This is a genomic window from Pseudomonas sp. TMW22080, from assembly GCF_022496745.1.
In the GTDB taxonomy this organism is placed as follows: domain Bacteria; phylum Pseudomonadota; class Gammaproteobacteria; order Pseudomonadales; family Pseudomonadaceae; genus Aquipseudomonas; species Aquipseudomonas bubulae.
The window spans coordinates 361,913-382,931 of sequence record NZ_SCFF01000004.1; the positions used below are offsets into that span (position 1 = coordinate 361,913).

Genomic DNA, 21,019 nt, shown 5'->3' on the forward strand with positions numbered 1-21,019 from the left:
TCTAAGTGCGCAAAAAACAAGCAAGTCTACACCCCTCGACGGGGTAGAACAAAACTCAACAAAAACAGTGCTGCGGCACACACCACAATCGACGGGCCTGCTGGCGTGTCCTTAAACCATGACAGCGCAAGGCCACCCACTACGGCCAGTATGCCCAGTGCGCTGGCGCCCAGTGCCATTTGCTCCGGCGAGCGAGCATGACGCTGGGCCGCGGCCGCCGGAATAATCAGCAAGGAGGTAATCAGCAACACGCCGACGATTTTCATCGCCACGGCAATCACCACCGCAATCAACAGCATCAGGGCCAATCGTAACGCCGCCACGGGCAGGCCTTCAACCATGGCCAGCTCTTCATGCACGGTGATCGCCAGCAATGGTCGCCACAGTGCAACCAGCAAGGCCAAAACCGTCGCGCTGCCACCCAGGATCCACATCAGGTCGGTTGGGCTGATGGCCAGCAGGTCACCAAACAAATACGCCATCAGGTCGATCCGCACTTCATGCATGAAGCTTAGTACGACCAGCCCGAGGGACAAGGTGCTGGGGGCGAGAATTCCGAGCAGTGTGTCGGATGCCAGCGACTGTCGCTGCTGCAGCGTGACCAACAGCACCGCCAGCAACAGGCAGCCCACGGTCACGGCAATGGTCGGGCTGATATCCAGCAGGAACCCCAGGGCTACGCCCAACAGGGCTGCGTGCGATAACGTGTCGCCGAAGTAGGCCATGCGCCGCCACACCACGAATGACCCCAAAGGGCCTGCAACTATTGCCAAAGCCAGACCTGCCAGCAGGGCGTAAAGCAGAAAATCAGCCATGCTTGCAGCCTTCTCCATGAACGTGGGCGGATGCCGCCGGGTTATTTTCGCTAACCACTGAGCCATGCAAGTCATGAGCATGGTCGTGATGGTGGTGATAAATCGCCAGGCTTTGTGCGTTTTTGCCAAATAGCTCAACGAAAGCCGGGTCACCACTCACCTGCTCGGGATGGCCCGAACAACAGACGTGGCGGTTGAGGCATACCACCTGATCGGTGGTGCTCATCACCAGATGCAAATCGTGGGAGACCATCAGCACGCCGCAGCCGTGGCGGTCGCGCAGGCGGGTGATGAGGGCATACAGCTCCGACTGACCGGCCACGTCCACGCCTTGCACCGGCTCGTCGAGCACCAGCAATTCGGGCTTGCGCAGCAGGGCGCGGGCCAGCAGCACGCGCTGCATTTCACCACCGGACACGCTTTGCACCGGGCTATCGATGACCTTTTCAGCACCGACTTCCTTTAGCGCCTCAAGGGCCTGGGCACGGTCTACACCGGGCACCAGGCGCAAAAAGCGCAACACGGACAATGGCAATGTCGGGTCAACGTGAAGCTTTTGCGGCATATAGCCCACGCGCAGCTTGGGCTTGCGCCATACGCTGCCGCTGGTGGGCTTGAGCAGGCCGAGCACGGCTTTGACCAGCGTGGTCTTGCCGGCGCCGTTGGGACCGATCAGGGTCACGATCTGGCCCGGTTCAACGCTCAGCTCGATATTGTCGAGTACGTTTTGCCCGGCATAGGTCACAGTGACATGTTGCAGGCGTATCAGTGCAGCGCTCATCAGGCCTCCCGGCAACCCGAACACAAACCGACCACTTCGACAGTCTGGCCTTCGACAGTAAAGCCGACATCCCGGGCGCTATTGATAATTGCGTCGCTGATGGACTTTTGCTCAAGCTCGATGGCGGCGTGGCAGTTGCGGCAAATCAGGAACTGGCCCTGGTGCGGGTGCTCGGGGTGGCTGCAGCCAACAAAAGCGTTGAGTGAGGAAATGCGGTGCACCAGGCCATTGTCGAGCAGGAAGTCCAAAGCCCGATAAACGGTAGGCGGCGCAGCGCGACGGCCATCCTGCTCGCTCAGTACTGCAAGAATGTCGTAGGCACCCAGCGGCTTGTGGCTTTGCCACACCAGCTCAAGCACCCGTCGACGCAAGGCGGTCAGGCGCAGGCCCTTTTGCGCACACAAGGCATCGGCCTCGGTCAGGGCGCTATGGACACAATGAGAATGGTCGTGGGGACGGCTGGCAAGCGGTGTTATAGGCATGGGCGGCGACGATTATTGAGAGAGACGTTATTATGTTACCTGTTTCAGCCATCATGAGTGCTTATCGTGCCCCGTCTTTTTTCCCTTTTTCTTGCTCTAAGCGCCAGTTTGCTTCTGATCAGCCCGGCCCGGGCCGAGGTCAACGTGCTGACCAGCATCAAGCCCCTGCAACTGATTGCCGCTGCCGTGCAGGACGGCGTGGGGCATCCGGAGGTGCTTTTACCGCCCAATGCCTCACCGCATAACTATGCGCTGCGCCCATCCGACGTACGGCGCGTGCAGTCAGCAGACCTTCTCTACTGGATCGGTCCGGACATGGAAGGGTTTCTGCCACGAGTGATCAAGGGCCGCACCCTGCCATCGGTTACGGTACAAACCCTGCCGGGCTTGAAATTGCGTCATTTCGCCGAAGATAGCCATTCGCACGAAGAAGATGCCGCCGAACATGATCACGATCATCGTCCCGGCACCCTGGATGCACACTTGTGGCTGGCTCCGGACAATGCGCGGGTGATCGCCGCGAAAATGGCGGCGGACCTGAGTGAAAAAGACCCTGCCAATGCGACAAGGTATCAAAGCAATCTCAAGGCCTTCAATGAACGCCTGGATGCGTTGAATGCGCGCCTCAAAACGCGACTGGCCGGGATTGCCGACAAACCGTTCTTCGTCTTCCACGAAGGCTACGACTATTTTGAAAGCGCTTACGGCATCAAGCACACGGGCACCTTCAGTGTGGCTTCGGAAGTTCAGCCGGGCGCCCAGCACGTAGCCGCCATGCGCAAGCGTTTGCAGGAAGTGGGCAAGACCTGTGTCTTCAGCGACCCTCCGCTGCGTCCGCGCCTGGCGGACACCCTGACAGCCGGGTTACCGGTCAAGTTGGCGGAGCTGGATGCCCTGGGTGGCTACACCCCGGCGACGGCGCAGGGGTATGAGCAGTTGCTGGAAAAACTCGGCAATGACCTGGCGGGGTGTCTGGAAAGCTTGTAAGCCGACTCCCACAGATTGTGTGACATTCACAAAAGTTGCGGCTTGCCAGAACCTCTGTGGGAGCGGGCTTGCTCGCGATTGGATCGACGCGGTTGTTCAGATACACCGCGTCGCTACAATCGCGAGCAAGCCCGCTCCCACAATTGATTTCAGTGTTTGTTACAACGCGAACGGCAGCTGTACGGTCACCGTCTGACGCAAAGCCAGGCGTTTTTCAAACTCGCCCGGATCATGAATCAGCACGTCCTGACCGGCAAAGGTCTGGGCTGCGATCAGGCGCGACAGCCAGAACCGCACGCAAGCAACGCGCAACAGGGTTGGCCACAACTCGGCCTCGGCGGCAGTGAACGGACGCAGGGCGGCATAGGCGCCCAGCAGCGCACGGGCGCGGGGAGCATCGATCTGACCGTCTTCGTCTGCACACCAGTCATTCAGGGCAATGGCCACGTCGTACAGCATCGGGCCCGAGCAGGCGTTGTAAAAATCGATCAGCCCGGTCAGATGAGTGCCTTCAAACATCGCGTTATCACGAAACAGGTCGCCATGCAGGTTCGCCCGGGGCAGCGCCAGAATCTGCGCCTTGCGCTCATTAATTTCCTGCAGCGCCTTTTGCAGCAAATCTGCTGAATCAGGCGACAAACCAGCCATCAAGGCAGGACCTTCAGCCAGCATCCAGTCCAGGCCGCGGTCTGTCTTGCGTTCCAGTACGTTGTTGCGGGTCGCGGTATGCAAGTGGCCGAGCAGTTCCCCAACCTGGGCGCAATGCTGGGCGTTGGCCTCACGAATATGCTTGCCCGCCAGGCGCGGCTGCAGCAGCGCCGGCTTGCCCTTGAGTTCGCGCAGGGCCTGGCCGTCAACGGTGCGCAAGGCGAATGGCACCGGCAGGTCGGCGTCATGCAGCACATCCAGCAACTCGATAAAGAACGGCATCTCTTTGACCGGCCCACGCTCAACCAGGGTCAGGACAAATTCACCGCGCTCCAGGCTGATGAAGTAGTTGGTATTTTCGCTGCCCGCAGCAATCCCCTGGAAATCGAGCAAACGGCCGAGTTCATAAGGCGCAAGGAAGGTTTCCAACTCGCTGCGAGTCAGTGGGGTGAATACAGACATGATTTAAATTGCCAGTACGGGCGCCGCGCAAGGCGGCGCCAATTAAAGTTAAGACGCTACTTCCATTCGAAGATTTTCCACGAAGGAATCAGCATATCCGGCTGGTCGGAACGGATGTAATTGGCATCAGTACCATCAGCCCGTACCAGGAAGTACGGTTTGCCCCCTTTTGGGGTGACCTTGATGGCGTACAGGAAACCGTTTTGACGGTACTCCTGAATGGTTTTATCGCCTTCCGTGCGAATGGTTACATCTGGATCGGCGGTGACTGCTTCATCTGCTGCGAAGGTTACCAGCGGAGTGAATGCAAACAAACCGGTCAGCAACAGGCGATTGAGTGTGCGCATGATAACCTTGTCCCTTTGTCGTCATTGGTCCGGACATTCTAGCGCCGGACTCGCCGAAAAGGTTGATCCTGCTCATGAGCCAAGCTCCCCTCGTCCTGGTGGACGGTTCTTCATATCTGTACCGCGCCTTCCACGCGCTGCCGCCGCTGACTACGTCCAAAGGGCTGCCGACAGGCGCCGTGAAGGGCGTATTGAACATGCTCAAAAGCCTGCGCAAGCAGTATCCGGACAGCCCGTTCGCGGTGGTTTTCGATGCCAAGGGCGGGACATTTCGCGATGACATGTACGCCGAGTACAAGGCCAACCGCCCGAGCATGCCCGATGACATGCGGGTGCAAATCGAGCCATTGCACGCCAGTGTGATTGCGCTGGGTTTCCCCTTGCTGTGCGTTGAAGGCGTGGAGGCCGATGATGTCATCGGCACGCTGGCCCGCAGCAGCGCCGCGGCAGACCGACCAGTGGTCATCTCCACCGGTGACAAGGACATGGCCCAGCTGGTTGATGGCCACATCACGCTGGTTAACACCATGACCGGCAGCGTGATGGACATTGAGGGCGTTAAAGAGAAATTTGGCGTATCGCCCGAGCAGATCATCGACTACCTCGCGCTGATGGGCGATTCGTCTGACAACATTCCAGGCGTACCTGGTATTGGTCCCAAGACAGCGTCCGGCTTGCTGGTGGGTGTAGGCGGTGGTTTGGTCGATCTGTACGAAAAGCTCGATATCGTGCCGACCCTGCCCATTCGCGGCGCCAAAAACTTGCCTGCCAAACTCGAAGAACATCGCGAAATGGCGTTTTTGTCCTATCAATTGGCGACGATCAAGATCGATGTGCCGCTGGATATCGGCCTGGAAGACTTGCACCTCAAGGCGCCTGACTGCGAAAAGTTGATTGAGCTGTACACCGAACTTGAGTTCAAAAGCTGGATTGCCGAAGTTGAGCGCGAGGCCAAGCGTGCCGGGCAGGTGATTGTGCATGAGGCTCCTGAAGCGCCCGCCGAAGCGGAGCAACAGTACGAGACCATCCTCGATCAGGCTCGCTTTGATGTGTGGCTAAAAAAACTCAACTACGCCAAATTGATTGCCTTTGATACCGAAACCACCGGCCTGGACGCGCAGCAAGCGCAGCTGGTGGGCCTGTCGTTCGCGGTCAAGCCTGGCGAAGCGGCTTACATTCCATTGACCCATTCCTACATGGGCGTACCCGAGCAACTGGATCGCGACACGGTATTGCGTGCCCTCAAGCCGCTGCTGGAAGACCCGAGCAAAGCCAAGGTCGGACAACACGCCAAGTACGACATGAATATTCTGGCCAACTGCGCCATCGGTGGCGATCAATCCTGCGGGATCATGGTTCAGGGCGTTGCCTTCGACACCATGCTTGAGTCCTATGTGCTCGACTCCACGGGCAGCCGCCACGATATGGACAGCCTGGCCCTCAAATACCTGGGCCACACCACCACCAGCTTCCAGGACATTGCCGGCAAGGGCGTCAAGCAACTGACCTTCGACCAGATTTCCCTGGAGCAGGCCGGCCCGTATGCGGCCGAAGATGCCGACGTGACCTTGCGCCTGCACCATGTACTGCACGAAAAACTCGCAGCGATCCCTAGCCTCAACAGCGTATTGACGGACATCGAGATGCCGCTGGTGCCGGTACTGGCGCGTATTGAACGCCAGGGCGCGCTGGTGGATGCCAACCTGCTGGGTATCCAGAGTGTTGAGCTGGGTGACAAGCTGGTTGCGCTGGAGCGTGAGGCTTTTGCCATTGCCGGTGAGGAGTTCAACCTGAGCTCACCCAAGCAACTGGGTGTGATCCTGTATGAAAAACTCGGTCTGCCAATCATCAGCAAAACGGCCAAAGGCCAGCCTTCGACTGCCGAAGCCGTGCTGGCGGAACTGGCCGAGCAGGACTTCCCGCTGCCCAAGGTGCTGATGCAGTACCGCTCCATGAGCAAGCTGAAAAGCACCTACACCGATCGCCTGCCTGAGCAGATCAACCCGCGTACGGGCCGTATCCACACCTCCTACCACCAGGCCGTCACGGCGACCGGTCGTTTGTCTTCAAGTGATCCAAACTTGCAGAACATTCCGATCCGTACCGCCGAAGGTCGTCGGATCCGTCAGGCCTTTGTGGCCCCTAAAGGCTACAAACTGCTGGCGGCCGACTACTCGCAAATCGAGCTGCGGATCATGGCCCACCTGGCCAAGGACGAAGGTTTGCTGCATGCCTTCCGCAACAATCTGGACGTGCACAGCGCCACCGCTGCCGAGGTGTTCGGGGTTGATCTGGCGGACGTCACCACCGACCAGCGCCGCAGTGCCAAGGCCATCAACTTCGGCCTGATCTACGGCATGAGCGCCTTTGGCCTGGCCAAACAGATCGGCGTCGACCGCAAACAGTCGCAAGCCTATATCGACCGTTATTTCGCACGTTACCCGGGCGTGCTGGACTACATGGAGCGCACGCGCACCCAGGCTGCCGAGCAAGGCTATGTCGAGACCATTTTCGGTCGTCGCTTGTACCTGCCGGAAATCAACGCGAAAAACCCGGCGCTGCGCAAAGGCGCCGAACGCACGGCAATCAACGCACCGATGCAGGGCACGGCAGCCGATATCATCAAAAAAGCCATGGTGTCTGTGGATAACTGGCTCAGCGCCTCAGGCCTCGATGCCCGCGTCATCCTGCAGGTACACGATGAACTGGTGCTAGAAGTGCGCGAAGACCTGGTGGACCAGGTGCGTGATGAAGTGCGGATACACATGAGCGAAGCGGCGAAGCTGGATGTGCCGCTAGTGGTTGAAGTAGGCGTGGGCAACAACTGGGATGAAGCGCATTAATGAGGGAATGTGGGAGCGGGCTTGCTCGCGATGCAGGCGACGCGGTCTGTCGCAATGACCGCGTTGATGCCATCGCGAGCAAGCCCGCTCCCACACTAAAAATTTATTGCTGCTGCAGAGACCGGGCTTATTCCAAAGAGTTTTTAAGCTCCCGGAACTAAATCTGCCAACACCACTCAGATTTATTGAATGGGTGGTGAAGCCCTTCAAAGCTCCTAATGTTGTGTTAAGTGTTGGCAGATACCTGAACCCCGCCCTAGCGGTTCAGTACTTGAACCCCGGACCTCCTTCCCCCCATGCGAAGTCCGGGGTTTTTTTTGCCTGCGATTTGTTACTCGTCAGCTTCAACCAGTTCTTCGCCTTTGTTCGGCAATTCCATCCAGCGTGCCAGCACGGTGTACGCCTCTTCCAGGCCCATGCGCTTTGGCGTGGAGAACAACTGGATGGTGACGGCATCGCCCCATTGCTTGCGAATGTCCGACTGGATTTTAAGCAGCGTATTTTTTGCAGCGCCGTACGTCAGTTTGTCGGCTTTGGTCAGCAAAATGTGCATAGGCATGCCGCTGGACACGGTCCAATCAAGCATCAAAAGGTCGAAATCGGTCATTGGATGACGGATATCCATCATCAAGATCACACCCTTGAGGCTTTCACGGCTGCCGAAATATGCTTCAAGGTGGCGCTGCCAGTGCAATTTCAGCGGGATCGGCACCTTGGCATAACCGTAACCTGGCAAGTCGACCAGGCGACGTTCTTCGTCCAGTTGGAAGAAGTTCAGCAACTGAGTGCGGCCCGGAGTTTTCGACGTGCGCGCCAGGCTGGCGTGGGTCAAAGTGTTGAGTGCACTGGACTTGCCGGCGTTGGAGCGCCCGGCAAACGCGACTTCGTAGCCTTCGTCATCGGGGCATTGATCGACTTTGGCAGCGCTGAGCATGAAGGTGGCCTGTTGGCACAGACCGAGAATGGGGTTCTTGAGTTGCATGGGATTTCCGATGTGAGCGGCGTCAGGAATGGACGCGGCGAGCGTGTCGTTTCCGTTTCAGTGACGCCAGTATATAATGCCGCAGATTTTGTGTGCGCTTTGTCCCAGCGTAGGATGAAGAACACGGGAGCAAAAAACCCAGGTTGCGCATTAGAACGCAGCAGGCTCCCAACCCTGAAAAGGTCGTTTTATGACTGCTGGTGACGGTGTCTTGATGCCACGTTACAGCATTCAGGCTACACAGGATCCGGAAGCCGTGTACAACCGCGTTTGTATTGTCTGCCATGCTGGTCAGCTAATAGGCCAAGGTAAGAGCAAGGTATGTAGGCGCTGGTACGACATGTGACCCAGGGTTTCAAGGCGATGCCGCCGCGTGGTTTGTGCATGGACTGCAGTGTCGAGGATTACCGAACTGTCCTACAGTGGATAAGCGAGTGAGCCCGGCCCATAACTCTTTAACCCTTAGCCGTAGTTGGATTAGCTGATGAACAAATTACTCGTGAGTCTGCTGTTGACCTTGGGCGTCAGCGGTATTGCCCAGGCTGCTAGCACCGCTGTGGTAGGTGATGCTGCTGCAGGTCAGGCAAAAACCGCTGTATGTGGCGCTTGTCACGGTCCGGACGGCAATAGCATGGCCCCAAACTTCCCCAAGCTGGCCGGGCAAGGTGATCGCTACCTGCTCAAGCAGTTGCATGAAATCAAGGACGGCAAGCGTCAGGTGCTGGAAATGACCGGCCTGCTGGCGAACCTGAACGATCAGGACCTTGCCGACATCGCGGCCTACTACTCAAGCCAGAAAGGTTCGGTTGGCGCTGCTGACCCGGCCCTGGTAGCCCAGGGTGAGGCCCTGTTCCGTGGTGGCAACCTTGAGAAAGGCATGCCAGCGTGCATCGGCTGCCACTCGCCAGACGGCCAGGGCCTTGCCGCTGCCGGCTTCCCGCACCTGGGCGGCCAGCACGCCAGCTATATCGAGAAACAGCTGACAGACTTCCGTGAAGGCGACCGCACCAACGATGGTGACTCGATGATCATGCGCGGCATCGCGGCCAAAATGAGCAACAAGGACATCAAGGCGCTGGCCAGCTATATTCAAGGCCTGCACTAAGGTCTGTACGGTCGGCGGGGCCAGGTCTTGATACCAGAGGTCACGTTAACGATCGTTTAATCCTTGAATGTGAACCTCAAAGGGCAGCTTCGGCTGCCCTTTTGCATCGCGTCTACAGTTACACTATCGAACTCAAGCCAGCATGGACCTGTCTGAATACAGGTCACGTTGATATGACCTTATCTGTCCAGGAGTAAAGCATGCGTAATCTGATTCTCAGCGCCGCTCTCGTCAGTGCCAGCCTGTTTGGCATGACCGCTCAAGCTGCCGAGCCGCTTGAAGCGGGCAAACAATATGTAGAGCTGAGCAGCGCCGTTCCGGTTGCCGTGCCTGGCAAGATCGAAGTGGTCGAGCTGTTCTGGTATGGCTGCCCGCATTGCTTTGCATTCGAGCCAACCATCAATCCCTGGGCAGAAAAACTGCCCGCCGACGTGAGCTTCGTGCGTATCCCTGCCATGTTTGGCGGGATCTGGAATGTTCATGGCCAATTGTTCATCACCCTTGAAGCCATGGGCGTTGAAAACAAGGTTCACAAAGCCGTGTTCCAGGCCATCCACGACGGCAAGAAGCTGGCAACCCCAGAAGAAATGGCTGATTTCCTGGCCGGTGAAGGCATCGATAAAGACAAGTTCCTGAGCACTTACAACTCGTTCGCCGTCAAAGGCAAAGTTGAAGACGCCAAGAAGAAGGCACAGGCCTATCAAATCTCCGGCGTACCGACCATGGTCGTCAACGGCAAGTACCGCTTCGACCTGGGCACTGCCGGTGGCCCTGAAGGCGCTTTGAGCGTGGCTGACCAGCTGATCGCCAAAGAGCGCGCAGCGGGCGCAAAAAACTAAGCGGCGCCCTCGCCCATGCTCCGCTGGAAAGGCGAGCGAAGTGTTGGTCTGCATGAGCCGCAGATCAACGAAGATCATCTGGCGTCCTGCGGGATGCCGGATGATCGACGTTTACGACTGCTCAGTTTCAATATCCAGGTGGGTAACAGCACCCAGGGTTACCGGCATTACCTGACCCGCAGTTGGCAGCATGTGCTCCCCCATAAGGGGCGGGCCGGTAACCTGGAGCGTATTGGTGACCTGCTCGGCGATTTCGACCTGGTCGCCCTGCAAGAGGCCGACGGTGGTAGCCATCGTTCTGGCTACATCAATCAGGTCAAGTATCTTGCCCAGCAGGGCGAATTTCCCTACTGGTATCAACAACTCAATCGCAATCTAGGGCGTCTGGCCCAGCACAGTAATGGTGTGCTCAGCCGGTTGCGCCCTGCCGCGATTGAAGATCATCCCTTGCCCGGCCCTGCGGGGCGTGGTGCGATTCTGGTGCGCTTTGGTGAAGGCCCCGACGCTTTGGTGGTCGTGGTCATGCACCTGGCGCTGGGAACCAAAACCCGTACCCGGCAGCTGGCCTATATTCGCGAGTTGATTGGCGACTATCAGCACCAGGTGTTGATGGGCGACATGAACACCCATGCCAACGACCTGCTGCACACCTCGCCACTGCGGGACCTCGGACTGCTGGCGCCGCAAATGGAGGCCACCTTCCCCAGTTGGCGCCCGCAACGTTGCCTGGATCATATTTTGCTCAGCCCAAGCCTGACCCTTGAGCGCGTTCAGGTACTGGATCAGCCTATCTCGGACCATCTGCCGGTAGCCGTCGATATCCGTCTGCCAGGCTCTGTCGGCGTCGACTCCCAGATCGCGCTGCGCCCGCCTGACAACGGGGCGAAGGCATGAGGGACGAGGCCGCGCGCTGGAAAGAGAAATACCTTAAAAGCGTGGAGCTGCAAGACAAGCTTGAGCGCCGCTGGAATGCCCGCCTCGACTTGCTGCGCCGTGGCCTGGTGCGTAGCACCCTGGCCGCTGAGGGCACGGACCGCACGGTCGACCAATGCATGAAAGAAATGCGCGAAGCGGTGCGCACCAATGAGATGGACGCCGCCCTTGCCGCCTTGCTGCCGCGCCTTGAAAAAGCCGTGCTCGACTCCGAGCAGCGACGTGAAACCCGGGTTGAGCAAGTCAGCGCAGCGCTCAATACGCTGGTCACCCAACTGCAGGCCCTGCCACTGCCCCGTGAGGTCAGCAAGCCGCTCAAGGCCTATGCCAAACAGCTCGAAAACCGGGTGACGCACGCCCGAGAAATACCGCTGCTGCTTGGTGAGCTGAGTCACTTGCAAGGGCAGGCACTGGCGCCGCAACTCAATGACGCCCAGCCGCCCAAGCCGGGCTTGTTACAGCGATTATTTGGTGCACAAGACGCTGAAAAGGCACTTGGCGAAGCGACTGTGGTTCCGATTCCGGTTGAGACTCAGGCGCCGCGACCGGCTGCGCCGAACAGTGTGGTCCCAGCGCATGTTGCCGAGCCGCCGGCAGTACCCACGCCTCAGCCTGAACCGGTAATTGTTGAAGCCGAACCACAGCCCTTGCCGCCCGTTGCTACGGCTGACGATGACGACCAGGCGCTTGCCGAGCCGTCCCCTTCGGTACCTCAAGAGGCTCAAGAGGCTCAAGAGGCTCAAGAGCATGCATCCAGCGGTGCACTTGAGTCAGTGGTCGCGATGGTTGAGGCCGAAAATGATCAAGCCCGGGATTTCGTTGAGCAGTCGCCGCTCGACGAACAGACTGAGCTGGCCGAAGTCGATGCTGTCTATGCCTTGCCTGATGCCCCCGAGCCAACCTACAGCAGCGTGGCCGAGCACATTGAGTCCACACTGCTCGGGTTGTTGAGCGGCCTGTCGCTGCCTGAACACCACAGGCCACAGGCCGAGGCCATGTGCCGGCGTCTGGAAAAAGGGCTCAACTGGTACGAATTACTGCCGATCCTCGACGATCTTGCGGTTTTGATGCTGGCCATTACTGACAGCGGCCAGCATGAATTCGAGGCTTACCTCAAACAGCTCAATGAACGCCTGGAGTCATTTCAGAACAACCTCCAGGCGGCCAGCGAGGGTCATGCCGAGGGTCGATCCGCCGCCGACGACTTGCACAGCCAGCTGCGCGAACATGTGGACGGTTTGCAAAACAGCGTGCAGGACGCCGTTGACCTTAACAGCCTCAAGCACCTGCTGGAAAATCGTCTCGAAGGGCTGCTGGGCACGATGGACCAGCACCAGCAGCAGCGCATCGCCCGTGAACAGGAGGTCTCGGCCCACCTCCAGGGGCTGGCCGAGCGTATCGCGAGCATGGAACAGCAGGCCCAGGGCTATCGCGAGCATCTTGAAGAACAGCGCCAAAAAGCACTGATAGACCCCCTGACCGATCTGCCTAACCGGGCGGCATGGGGCGAACGCCTGCAATATGAAGTCGATCAGTGGCAAAAAAACGGTAATCCTCTACTGATTGCCATGCTCGACCTCGATCATTTCAAGCGTATCAATGATGGTTATGGCCACCTGGCGGGCGACAAGGTGCTCAAGATCATTGCCACCCAATTGCGCAAGCATCTGCGGCCGATCGACTTTATTGCCCGCTTTGGTGGCGAAGAGTTTGTGCTACTGATGCCCGATACGCCGTTGAGCGCAGGTTTGCATCTGATCGAGAAGCTGCGGGCAGCAATCCAGGCCTGTCCGTTCCACTTCAAGGGCGAACCCGTGACCATCACCACGTCTATCGGTGTATCCGCGTTCAGGCCGGGTGATCGCAGTGACCATGTGCTTAAACGGGCTGATGAAGCACTGTATCGGGCCAAACGGCGTGGACGTAACTGCGTGGAGCCTCAAGCAGCGACTATTGAAACTTGATATTTATTTGTCGCTTTATGTAGTTACTTTCTAGACAGCAAGTAGTCCCTGTCGGTATTTAAAATTAATTAACGGATTCCCTCGCGGCTTTCTTGACGGGTTGTGAGTGGGCGACTTATATAAAATAACAGACCGGTTTGGTTACCCGACAAGTAACGACGGCACTGTAGACATCTCATTATCAAACCCCCATCGACAATGCCGCCGGGCACTGCAGGCTCTAGCCAGCCGGTATAAAGCCAGTACGGTGTACGGCCGTAAAAGGTAGTGTATGAAAATATTGATTTACTTGTTACCTGTGTTCTTTTTGATCACGGGCTCTGTTTCGGTAAGTGCAGCCACTAAAACCCCGATCTATTCGGCCTCTATTAACAAGGATGGAACACTGGCCGCACAATCGCCGCACTGGATTGAAAGTATTGAATACTCCAGCCAACCCGATTATGCAGCCAGTTATAAAGTTAATCTGATGCCCGATGCCTTTCAAAAGGAGCCAAAATTTTGTGTGGCATCGACTTACGACAATTCAAGCTATGAACATACCCTTTATGGCATCGCCAAATTGTCGAGCAAACCGACCCGATCCGAAGTGAATGTTATAGGCTTGATGCTGGGTGCCAACGGGCCATCCGGGGATTCATCGATGAGTTTTTACCTGGTGTGCGGCAAATAAATCACCTTACGAAGGCTGCGACCCTGTTGGTGTTTACAAGGTCGCAGCCCTTGTCTTCATCCGGTACAGCTGCACGACACGGGCGGTAAGGTATGCTTGCCTATTAATTGCTCAGTCGTGTTGTTCTCGCCCATGAAATTCTCCGCCCTGATCTTGTCCCTTGCCCTGCTGGCCGGTTGCAGCAACGGTCTGCGCATGGACACCAGTCATCCTTCGATCAACCACGACAGCCGCGTGCAGTTTGTGGTGCTTCACTACACCTCAACCTCGCTGGAGCGCTCCCTGGAGCTGTTAACCCGCGGTCCGGTCAGCAGCCATTACCTGGTCGGGGATACTCCGCCGACCATTTACAAACTGGTGGATGAAAACCAGCGCGCCTGGCACGCCGGTGAAAGCCAATGGAAGGGCCGCACCTGGCTGAACTCCAGCTCCATCGGCATTGAAATCGTCAACAAGGGTTTTCGCGATACGCCCGAAGGTCGAGTCTGGTACCCCTATACAGAGGGTCAGGTCCAGTCGGTTATCGCACTGCTCAAAGATATTTCAACCCGCTATCAGATCGACCCGCGCAACATCATTGGCCACAGCGATATCGCGCCCTTGCGCAAGCTGGATCCGGGCCCGCTGTTTCCCTGGAAGCGCCTGGCCGACGCTGGCTTTGGCATCTGGCCAAACGCCCGGGCCGTAGCCCGGGAGCAAGCGCTGTACGCCAGCAACTTGCCAAGCATCACCTGGTTCCAGCAGCAACTGGCGCTTCTGGGCTACGAAACCCCGCAAACTGGAGAGCTGGATGTCGCCACTCGTCACGTTCTGGCCGCCTTCCAGATGCATTTCAGGCCTTCGCGATACGATGGCACTCCGGATGCTGAAAGTGCGGCCATTTTGAAAGTGCTGAACACGCAAAAGCACTGATGAGCTAGAGCAATGGCAGGGCCATGTAAAATTGTGTGCCTTGCCCTGGACGCGAATACACCCCAATGCGCCCGCCATGCAGTTGCACAATCTCTTTGCACAGTGCCAGCCCAAGGCCGGCGCCACCCTTTTTGCGCCCCACTTGCACAAAGGGCTCAAAAATCCGCCCTTGTTGGCTATAGGCAATGCCTTCGCCATTGTCTTCGATGCTGATAATCACCCGTTCCCCATGGCGCCTGGCCTGCAGGCAGATCTGCCCGCCACTGGCGGTGTGGCGCAAGGCGTTGTCCAGCAGGTTGTCCAGCACCCGCTCCAACTGGGCCTGATCGGCCCGCAACTCAGGTAGCGGTTGTTGCAGCTGCACCAGCAGCTCGACATTTTTTACCCGCGCACGGTCGGCGAAACGGACACGGGCGTCCTCGAGCATGTGTTCGACACTGCAGGGGGCCAGCGTCAGCTTCTGCATGCCGTTTTGATAGCGGGAGAAGTTCAGCAGGTCATTGATCAACTGCATCAGGCGCTGCATTTCTTCGTTGACGGTGTTGAGCAGGTCGGTTTCCCGTGACTGGGGATCAAAGCGCGATCGCTCCAGAAACAACCCGAACGCCATATGCATGCCGGTGACGGGGGTGCGCAACTCATGGGAGGCCCGCAACACGAACTCGCTGCGTACCCGCTCAAAGGCACGCTGCTCGGTGACGTCGTGCAGCACCATGACGGCGCCGAGGATAGGCCCCTTGGGCTGGCTCACCGGGGTCAAGCTGTAGGTCAGGAGTCGGGTTTCGCCTTCAATGTCGACGCTCAAGTCTTCCGGCAAGCGCTCAAGACTGCCTCCGCGCAGTACTGTTTGCAGTTGCTGGTCGAGTTCCGGACGTTGCAAGGCCTCACCCAGCGACTGCCCCAATCGCCCTTCATCCCAACCCAGCTGGCGCTGTGCGACGGGGTTCAAGTGCTCCAGCCGGCCTTGCTGATCGATCATCAACAACCCGTCATCGATACTGTCGAGTACCGCTTGCAGCCGCTGCTGGCCCGCCAGCAGCTCATCGATGTTGGTTGCCTGATGCTGGCGCAATGCCTCGGCCATAATCCCAAAGCGCCGCGTCAGCAGGTTCATCTCTGTGGCCGAGGAGAGCGGCAACACCACTTCGAAATTACCTTTGCCAATGTTATCCGCGGCCTTGGCCAGCGCCTCGATCGGGGCACCAAAACGCCTGGCAATACCGTGGGCGGTGATAAAGCCGATGATCAGCACGGCAATGCCGACCAGGCCGAGCAAGGCGGCGACGACCAAGGCGCGATCCCGGGCTGCGGCCTGGGCGGCATATATGGTGTCGAGCGCACGACGGTGTTCGGTAATCAGACCGTTGCGCAGTTGATTGAAGCGGCTGGTCAGATCCTTGTCATTGCTCAGGTTCAGTTGCGCGTCGCTGGCCTTGTTGAAGGCCAGCAAAAAACTGCTGTAATCCTCCCGGGCCTGGGCAAAACCGCTATGCAGATTGTTTTTACGCTCATGCTCGATGCCCTCGTCGAGCAGCTTCAAATACTCCCGGGCTGATGACTTCAGCGCTTCGGGATCTGGCTGGTTATGCAGCATCATCACCAACTGATCGCCCAGCGACTGACGCAGTTTCAGGCCCAGATCGAGGGTAATGAAGTTGTTACGAATCAGCGCTTCCTGGGTTTTCGCCATTTGCATCACGCTGACGACGCCAAGCAACAGGCCAAGCAGCGCCACCGTGATTAACGCGGAAATGCTCAGGAACAGGCGGGTGCGCAGCTTGATCGCAAGTTTCATCGCGGGCTCACAGGTTGTACTGCTTACGTTTGCGGTACAGCGTCGAGGCATCGATACCCAGGGTTTTTGCTGCCTGATCCAGGGTTTCACTGGTGGCCAGGACGGCGCCGATATGGGCTTTCTCCAGTTGGTCGAGGCTCAGAGCAGCACCAATGCGCGGGGCGTTGGGTACCGTTTGTTCGGCCATGCCCAGATGGCTGACTTCAACCACTTCCTGCGGGCAAATAATACTCGCGCGCTCAACCACATTGCGCAACTCGCGGATATTGCCCGGCCAACGGTAATTGGCCAGGGCCCGGCGGGCTTCCTCACTGAAGCCGCGGGCAGGGCGAGCATATTCCTTGACGAAACGGGCCAGGAAACGGTCGGCCAGGGTCAGGATATCCTCACTGCGCTCGCGCAGCGGCGGCAAATGCAGGGTGATCACGTTGAGACGGTAGAGCAGGTCTTCACGGAAGCGGCCATCGCGCACCATGTCCTCAAGGTGGAGGTTGGTGGCGGCCAGAATCCGTACATCGGCGCGGCGGGTAACGGGGTCGCCGACGCGCTCGTATTCTTTGTCCTGAATAAAGCGCAGCAGTTTTGGCTGTAGGGCCAGCGGGAAATCGCCGATTTCATCGAGGAACAAGGTACCGCCATCGGCCTGATTCACCCGGCCCAGGGTGCTTTCGCTGGCACCGGTAAAGGCTCCACGGGTATGGCCAAACAGTTCGCTTTCCATCAGCTCGGCCGTCAGTGACGGACAATTGATCGTGACACAGGACTTTTTCGCCCGTTTGCTCCAGCCGTGGATTGCGCGTGCCAGTTCCCCCTTACCGGTACCCGACTCGCCCAGAATAAGAATATTGGCATCCGTACCGGCCACCTGGCGGGCGGTTTCGAGCACCGCCATCATGGCCGGGCTATGGGAGTCGAGGCCTTCTTTGGGCTTGCGTACTTCACCCTCCAGGGCTTCAAGCCGGGCCGCCAACTGGCGCACTTCCAGTTGCTTGGCCGTGGCCAGCCTTAGCTGGTCGGGGCTGCACGGCTTGACCAGATAATCGGCGGCACCTGCCTGGATCGCATCAACGGCTGTATCGACGGCCGAGTGGGCAGTGACTATCACAACACGCATCCACGGCGCCTGGATACGCATTTGAGCCAGCACATCCAGACCGTTGTCTTCGCCCAGGCGCAGATCGAGAAAACACAGATCAAACACCTGTCGTTGCAGCAGTGCGTCGGCCTGCGCTGCGCTGTTGGCGGTGGCGACAGTGTAGCCCTCGTCTTCGAGGCAATAGCGGAATGTACGCAGGATGGCGGACTCATCGTCGACCAGCAGAATGCGGCCCTGTTGCTCTTTGGCTGAATCCATTTCCTACGTTCCTTTATATGTGGTCTTGGTTAGTGTCGGAATAATCGGGCAAGTTGCATGATTTTTCTGATTGATTCCGAGGCTAGCACCGAAGGCTCTGGCCTGCATAAGGTAACTGGCTGATTTTGCGGCTTTTTGCGTTGAGTCGCAGGTCGAAATTAATCCCTCTCGCAGCAGCTGACTCGCGGAGCAAGGCTGCGTCCGACGGCGAAGCCGTCGTAAACCCTGAAAACCGAATTTTACTGGCACACCGTGGTGTCTGATTTGCGACGGCTGTGCCGCCGCACGCAGCCTCGCTCCGCGAGTCAGCTGCTACGCGACGTGTGGTATCCCCTGATCGTGCAGAACGCCCGACCCGCAGGCCGGGCATCGTGCAGGTTGCGCGTCAAATCCATCCGAACAAATAGATAACATATTGATTTATAACGGTTTTTTATTGTGCCAAAAGCTGGCACGGCCCCTGCAATTACCCTTGTACAGAGCGTCGCACAGAGCGGCTCAACCTCACATTGACCACCGGGTGGCAGGAGTTTGAACATGAATATTCACGAATTCTCCAACTTGCGTGTTTCGTCATTGCATCTGCAACAAGGTCTGTTCGCCAGCCTTGCGTTGTCGGTGACCCTGATCGGTGGTCAGCAGTTGGGCCGGTTGGAGCAAGCACCGCAGCCGGTTGCCGCTGCACAGCACTACATCGCTCCCCAGCAGCACTTCAAGGCATTTGGCCCAGTGTCTGATACCACTGGCCGTTACGAACTCGCAGCCTCGGACGAAACCCAAATCGCCCGCTCGCAACCAGCACCTGAACGTTGGGTGTTTTAAGTGTTCACAACCTTGAGGCCCTGATCGGGCGTCGAGACACACCCTCATCACCCTGTTTCGCACAGTAATAAGGAGAATCACCATGTTGAGTTGGGCCATTACCTTCCTGATTATCGCCATCATCGCTGCTGTCCTGGGCTTCGGTGGTATTGCGGGCACCGCTACCGGCATCGCCAAGATTCTCTTTGTCGTGTTCCTGGTGATGTTTGTGGTGTCCTTTATCTTTGGTCGCCGCGGTCGAGGCTAGAGATGACCGCCCCCTCCTTTAAGGCTACGGTCGCTGTCCTGGTAACGGGCGGCGGCCGAGGGGCATGAAACCGGTTACATGGATGCAGGCAGCCAAGGTTCTACCTTGGTTTTTTTGTGCCCGGAGAAAATCTTTCGGCGGCTGTAATGCCTTATCAGGGTTCATTTTTTTGAAAACAAATGTGGCCTGAACAGCACTTCGAAACGTCGACCGTATATCGACTTGTAGAAAAATAGCCCGGACTTATATCTGATTTGTGTTGTCGGATATTTCTTGGATATAAGCGGCTCAATGCCACCCCCTCCTTAGCCAAAAAGACCTTGAAACAGCCGGTCTACGGCACTTATGTCGTCTATTCTGTGGATTCTCAGGAGGGGCGATTTGAGGTCTTGTCGGACAAAACCCATGCCGATTCGGCATAGGGTAGGCGTTTACGGCATTAGACGGCCACCTCATGCATGGGAATAGTTGCGCCTTTTTTCGCCTGCCAAAGAGCCTTTCGGGCTCGGTTTGGGCGACCTTCTACGGGGGTGGCGGTTTCTGCTTTTTGCGCTTTCAAGCGCTCTATTCAGAGCCTCTGCCCGAGTCCACTTGAAGTAAGGGTAATGACATGAAGAAGGCAAAACTTAGCCTCGCCTGGCAGATCCTGATTGGTCTGGTCCTCGGGATTGCAATCGGCGCGCTGCTTAACCATTTCAGTGCTGAAAAGGCCTGGTGGATCAGTAACGTTCTGCAACCTGCCGGCGATATCTTTATCCGTCTGATCAAGATGATCGTAATCCCAATCGTGATTTCTTCACTGGTTGTCGGGATTGCAGGCGTGGGAGATGCGAAGAAACTCGGTCGTATCGGTTTTAAAACCATCATTTACTTCGAGGTGGTCACCACCATCGCGATCCTGGTCGGCCTGGTGCTGGCCAACGTGTTCCAACCCGGTGCCGGGATCGACATGAGCACCCTGGGCACGGTCGATATTTCCAAGTACGCAGCCACGGCAGCTGAAGTCACGCATGAACATGCGTTTATCGAGACCATCCTCAACCTGATTCCATCGAACATCTTCGCGGCCATGGCTCGCGGTGAGATGTTGCCGATCATCTTCTTCTCGGTGCTCTTCGGTCTCGGTTTGTCGAGCCTGAACGCCGAACTGCGCGACCCGCTGGTGAAAACCTTCCAGGGCGTGTCCGAGTCGATGTTCAAAGTCACTCACATGATCATGAACTACGCGCCAATCGGTGTGTTCGCCCTGATCGCCGTGACCGTCGCCAACTTCGGTTTCGCCTCGCTGGTGCCTCTGGCCAAGCTGGTGCTGCTGGTTTACGGCGCCATCCTGTTCTTCGCCGTTGCGGTGCTGGGCCTGATTGCCAAGCTGTTCGGCTTCTCGGTGTTCAAGCTGATCCGTATCTTCAAGGATGAACTGGTTCTGGCTTACTCCACCGCCAGCTCCGAAACCGTGCTGCCACGCGTGATCGAGAAGATGGAAGCCTACGGCTGCCCGAAAGCGATCTGCAGCTTTGTGGTACCGACCGGCTACTCGTTCAACCTTGACGGCTCGACCCTGTACCAGAGCATCGCGGCAATCTTTATCGCCCAGCTGTATGGCATCGACTTGTCGATCAGCCAGCAACTGCTGCTGGTACTGACCCTGATGGTGACCTCCAAAGGCATCGCCGGTGTACCAGGCGTATCCTTCGTGGTACTGCTGGCGACCCTGGGCAGCGTGGGTATCCCGCTGGAAGGCCTGGCCTTTATCGCCGGTGTTGACCGTGTGATGGACATGGCCCGTACGGCCCTGAACGTGATCGGTAACGCCCTGGCGGTACTGGTAATCTCCCGTTGGGAAGGCATGTACGACAACGCCAAGGGCGAGCGCTACTGGAACTCGCTGCCGCACTGGCGCAGCAAGGAAGCCCTGCCAAAAGGTGAGTAACCTCGCCTGGTAGCGCAACTCCCACAAACCCCGGCCCTGGCCGGGGTTTGTTGTTTCTGGGGGTAGGCCGCTATCATTCGCATCATCTTCCAGGAGTT

At 57.8% G+C, this 21,019-nt stretch carries 19 protein-coding genes and 1 pseudogene; 12 read left to right on the top strand and 8 right to left on the bottom strand.

Annotation, left to right across the window (positions count from 1 at the left end; genetic code table 11):
- Positions 1-26 precede the first annotated feature (26 nt).
- From znuB to EQV96_RS15940, 3 genes are read right to left on the bottom strand one after another with little or no spacing between them, the layout of a single operon-like run.
- On the bottom strand, positions 27-815 hold the full coding sequence (znuB, locus tag EQV96_RS15930; protein WP_094999681.1) for a zinc ABC transporter permease subunit ZnuB: 789 nt from the start codon (positions 813-815) through the stop codon (positions 27-29).
- Entirely contained in the window at positions 808-1,596 is a 789-nt protein-coding gene (znuC, locus tag EQV96_RS15935) for a zinc ABC transporter ATP-binding protein ZnuC (protein ID WP_094999680.1), read from the bottom strand. The genes znuB and znuC overlap by 8 nt, the downstream gene beginning before the upstream one ends.
- A complete protein-coding gene (locus tag EQV96_RS15940) occupies positions 1,596-2,078 on the bottom strand; it encodes a Fur family transcriptional regulator (protein WP_094999679.1) in 483 nt (160 codons plus the stop codon). The genes znuC and EQV96_RS15940 overlap by 1 nt, the downstream gene beginning before the upstream one ends.
- A 66-nt stretch (positions 2,079-2,144) precedes the next feature.
- Here EQV96_RS15940 and EQV96_RS15945 point away from each other — a divergent pair, with 66 nt between their 5' ends.
- The gene (locus tag EQV96_RS15945) at positions 2,145-3,065 is read left to right on the top strand and encodes a zinc ABC transporter substrate-binding protein (RefSeq protein ID WP_240882183.1); all 921 of its coding nucleotides are present in this window, start codon (positions 2,145-2,147) and stop codon (positions 3,063-3,065) included.
- A 159-nt stretch (positions 3,066-3,224) separates the two neighbouring features.
- Here EQV96_RS15945 and EQV96_RS15950 read toward each other — a convergent pair whose 3' ends face one another.
- Positions 3,225-4,175, bottom strand: coding sequence for a homoserine kinase (locus EQV96_RS15950; RefSeq protein WP_133144111.1), 951 nt, complete (start codon positions 4,173-4,175; stop codon positions 3,225-3,227).
- Between the two features lie 56 nt (positions 4,176-4,231).
- Positions 4,232-4,522: a DUF2782 domain-containing protein gene (locus EQV96_RS15955; RefSeq protein WP_019828138.1), complete on the bottom strand. Its 291-nt coding sequence runs from the start codon at positions 4,520-4,522 to the stop codon at positions 4,232-4,234.
- A 74-nt stretch (positions 4,523-4,596) separates the two neighbouring features.
- Between EQV96_RS15955 and polA the strand changes: the two genes are divergently transcribed.
- Entirely contained in the window at positions 4,597-7,365 is a 2,769-nt protein-coding gene (gene polA, locus EQV96_RS15960; protein WP_240882184.1) for a DNA polymerase I, read from the top strand.
- A 331-nt stretch (positions 7,366-7,696) separates the two neighbouring features.
- Here polA and yihA read toward each other — a convergent pair whose 3' ends face one another.
- A complete protein-coding gene (gene yihA / locus EQV96_RS15965; RefSeq protein ID WP_094999674.1) occupies positions 7,697-8,347 on the bottom strand; it encodes a ribosome biogenesis GTP-binding protein YihA/YsxC in 651 nt (216 codons plus the stop codon).
- Between the two features lie 190 nt (positions 8,348-8,537).
- On the opposite strand from yihA, the pseudogene EQV96_RS15970 reads away from it, so the two are divergent.
- From EQV96_RS15970 to EQV96_RS16000, 7 genes and pseudogenes are all read left to right on the top strand, one after another.
- Positions 8,538-8,785 (top strand): annotated as a pseudogene (locus tag EQV96_RS15970) (c-type cytochrome).
- A gap of 46 nt (positions 8,786-8,831) precedes the next feature.
- Positions 8,832-9,452 (top strand): c-type cytochrome, encoded by a 621-nt coding sequence (locus tag EQV96_RS15975; protein ID WP_094999673.1) that lies wholly within the window; start codon positions 8,832-8,834, stop codon positions 9,450-9,452.
- 200 nt (positions 9,453-9,652) lie between these two features.
- Positions 9,653-10,291, top strand: coding sequence for a thiol:disulfide interchange protein DsbA/DsbL (locus EQV96_RS15980; protein WP_016782754.1), 639 nt, complete (start codon positions 9,653-9,655; stop codon positions 10,289-10,291).
- A gap of 15 nt (positions 10,292-10,306) precedes the next feature.
- A complete protein-coding gene (locus EQV96_RS15985; RefSeq protein ID WP_094999672.1) occupies positions 10,307-11,185 on the top strand; it encodes an endonuclease/exonuclease/phosphatase family protein in 879 nt (292 codons plus the stop codon).
- Complete coding sequence (locus EQV96_RS15990) at positions 11,182-13,188, top strand: diguanylate cyclase (RefSeq protein ID WP_240882185.1); 2,007 nt, start codon at positions 11,182-11,184, stop codon at positions 13,186-13,188. The genes EQV96_RS15985 and EQV96_RS15990 overlap by 4 nt, the downstream gene beginning before the upstream one ends.
- Before the next feature lie 271 nt (positions 13,189-13,459).
- Positions 13,460-13,861 carry a hypothetical protein gene (locus tag EQV96_RS15995; protein WP_094999670.1) on the top strand — a complete coding sequence of 134 codons (402 nt, stop codon included), beginning with the start codon at positions 13,460-13,462 and terminating at the stop codon, positions 13,859-13,861.
- A gap of 132 nt (positions 13,862-13,993) precedes the next feature.
- On the top strand, positions 13,994-14,773 hold the full coding sequence (locus EQV96_RS16000) for an N-acetylmuramoyl-L-alanine amidase (protein WP_094999669.1): 780 nt from the start codon (positions 13,994-13,996) through the stop codon (positions 14,771-14,773).
- Between the two features lie 4 nt (positions 14,774-14,777).
- On the opposite strand, the gene EQV96_RS16005 is transcribed toward EQV96_RS16000, so the two are convergent.
- Both EQV96_RS16005 and algB read right to left on the bottom strand, forming a co-directional pair.
- Positions 14,778-16,568 (bottom strand): ATP-binding protein, encoded by a 1,791-nt coding sequence (locus EQV96_RS16005; RefSeq protein ID WP_094999668.1) that lies wholly within the window; start codon positions 16,566-16,568, stop codon positions 14,778-14,780.
- Positions 16,569-16,575: 7 nt separating this feature from the next.
- Positions 16,576-17,922: a sigma-54-dependent response regulator transcription factor AlgB gene (gene algB / locus EQV96_RS16010; RefSeq protein ID WP_094999667.1), complete on the bottom strand. Its 1,347-nt coding sequence runs from the start codon at positions 17,920-17,922 to the stop codon at positions 16,576-16,578.
- 537 nt (positions 17,923-18,459) lie between these two features.
- Here algB and EQV96_RS16015 point away from each other — a divergent pair.
- The 3 genes from EQV96_RS16015 (at position 18,460) to gltP (ending at position 20,921) form a co-directional block, all read left to right on the top strand.
- The gene (locus EQV96_RS16015; RefSeq protein WP_094999666.1) at positions 18,460-18,744 is read left to right on the top strand and encodes a hypothetical protein; all 285 of its coding nucleotides are present in this window, start codon (positions 18,460-18,462) and stop codon (positions 18,742-18,744) included.
- Positions 18,745-18,826: 82 nt separating this feature from the next.
- Positions 18,827-18,991 (top strand): DUF1328 domain-containing protein, encoded by a 165-nt coding sequence (locus tag EQV96_RS16020; RefSeq protein ID WP_019828122.1) that lies wholly within the window; start codon positions 18,827-18,829, stop codon positions 18,989-18,991.
- 610 nt (positions 18,992-19,601) lie between these two features.
- On the top strand, positions 19,602-20,921 hold the full coding sequence (gene gltP, locus EQV96_RS16025; RefSeq protein ID WP_094999665.1) for a glutamate/aspartate:proton symporter GltP: 1,320 nt from the start codon (positions 19,602-19,604) through the stop codon (positions 20,919-20,921).
- Positions 20,922-21,019: the final 98 nt, after the last annotated feature.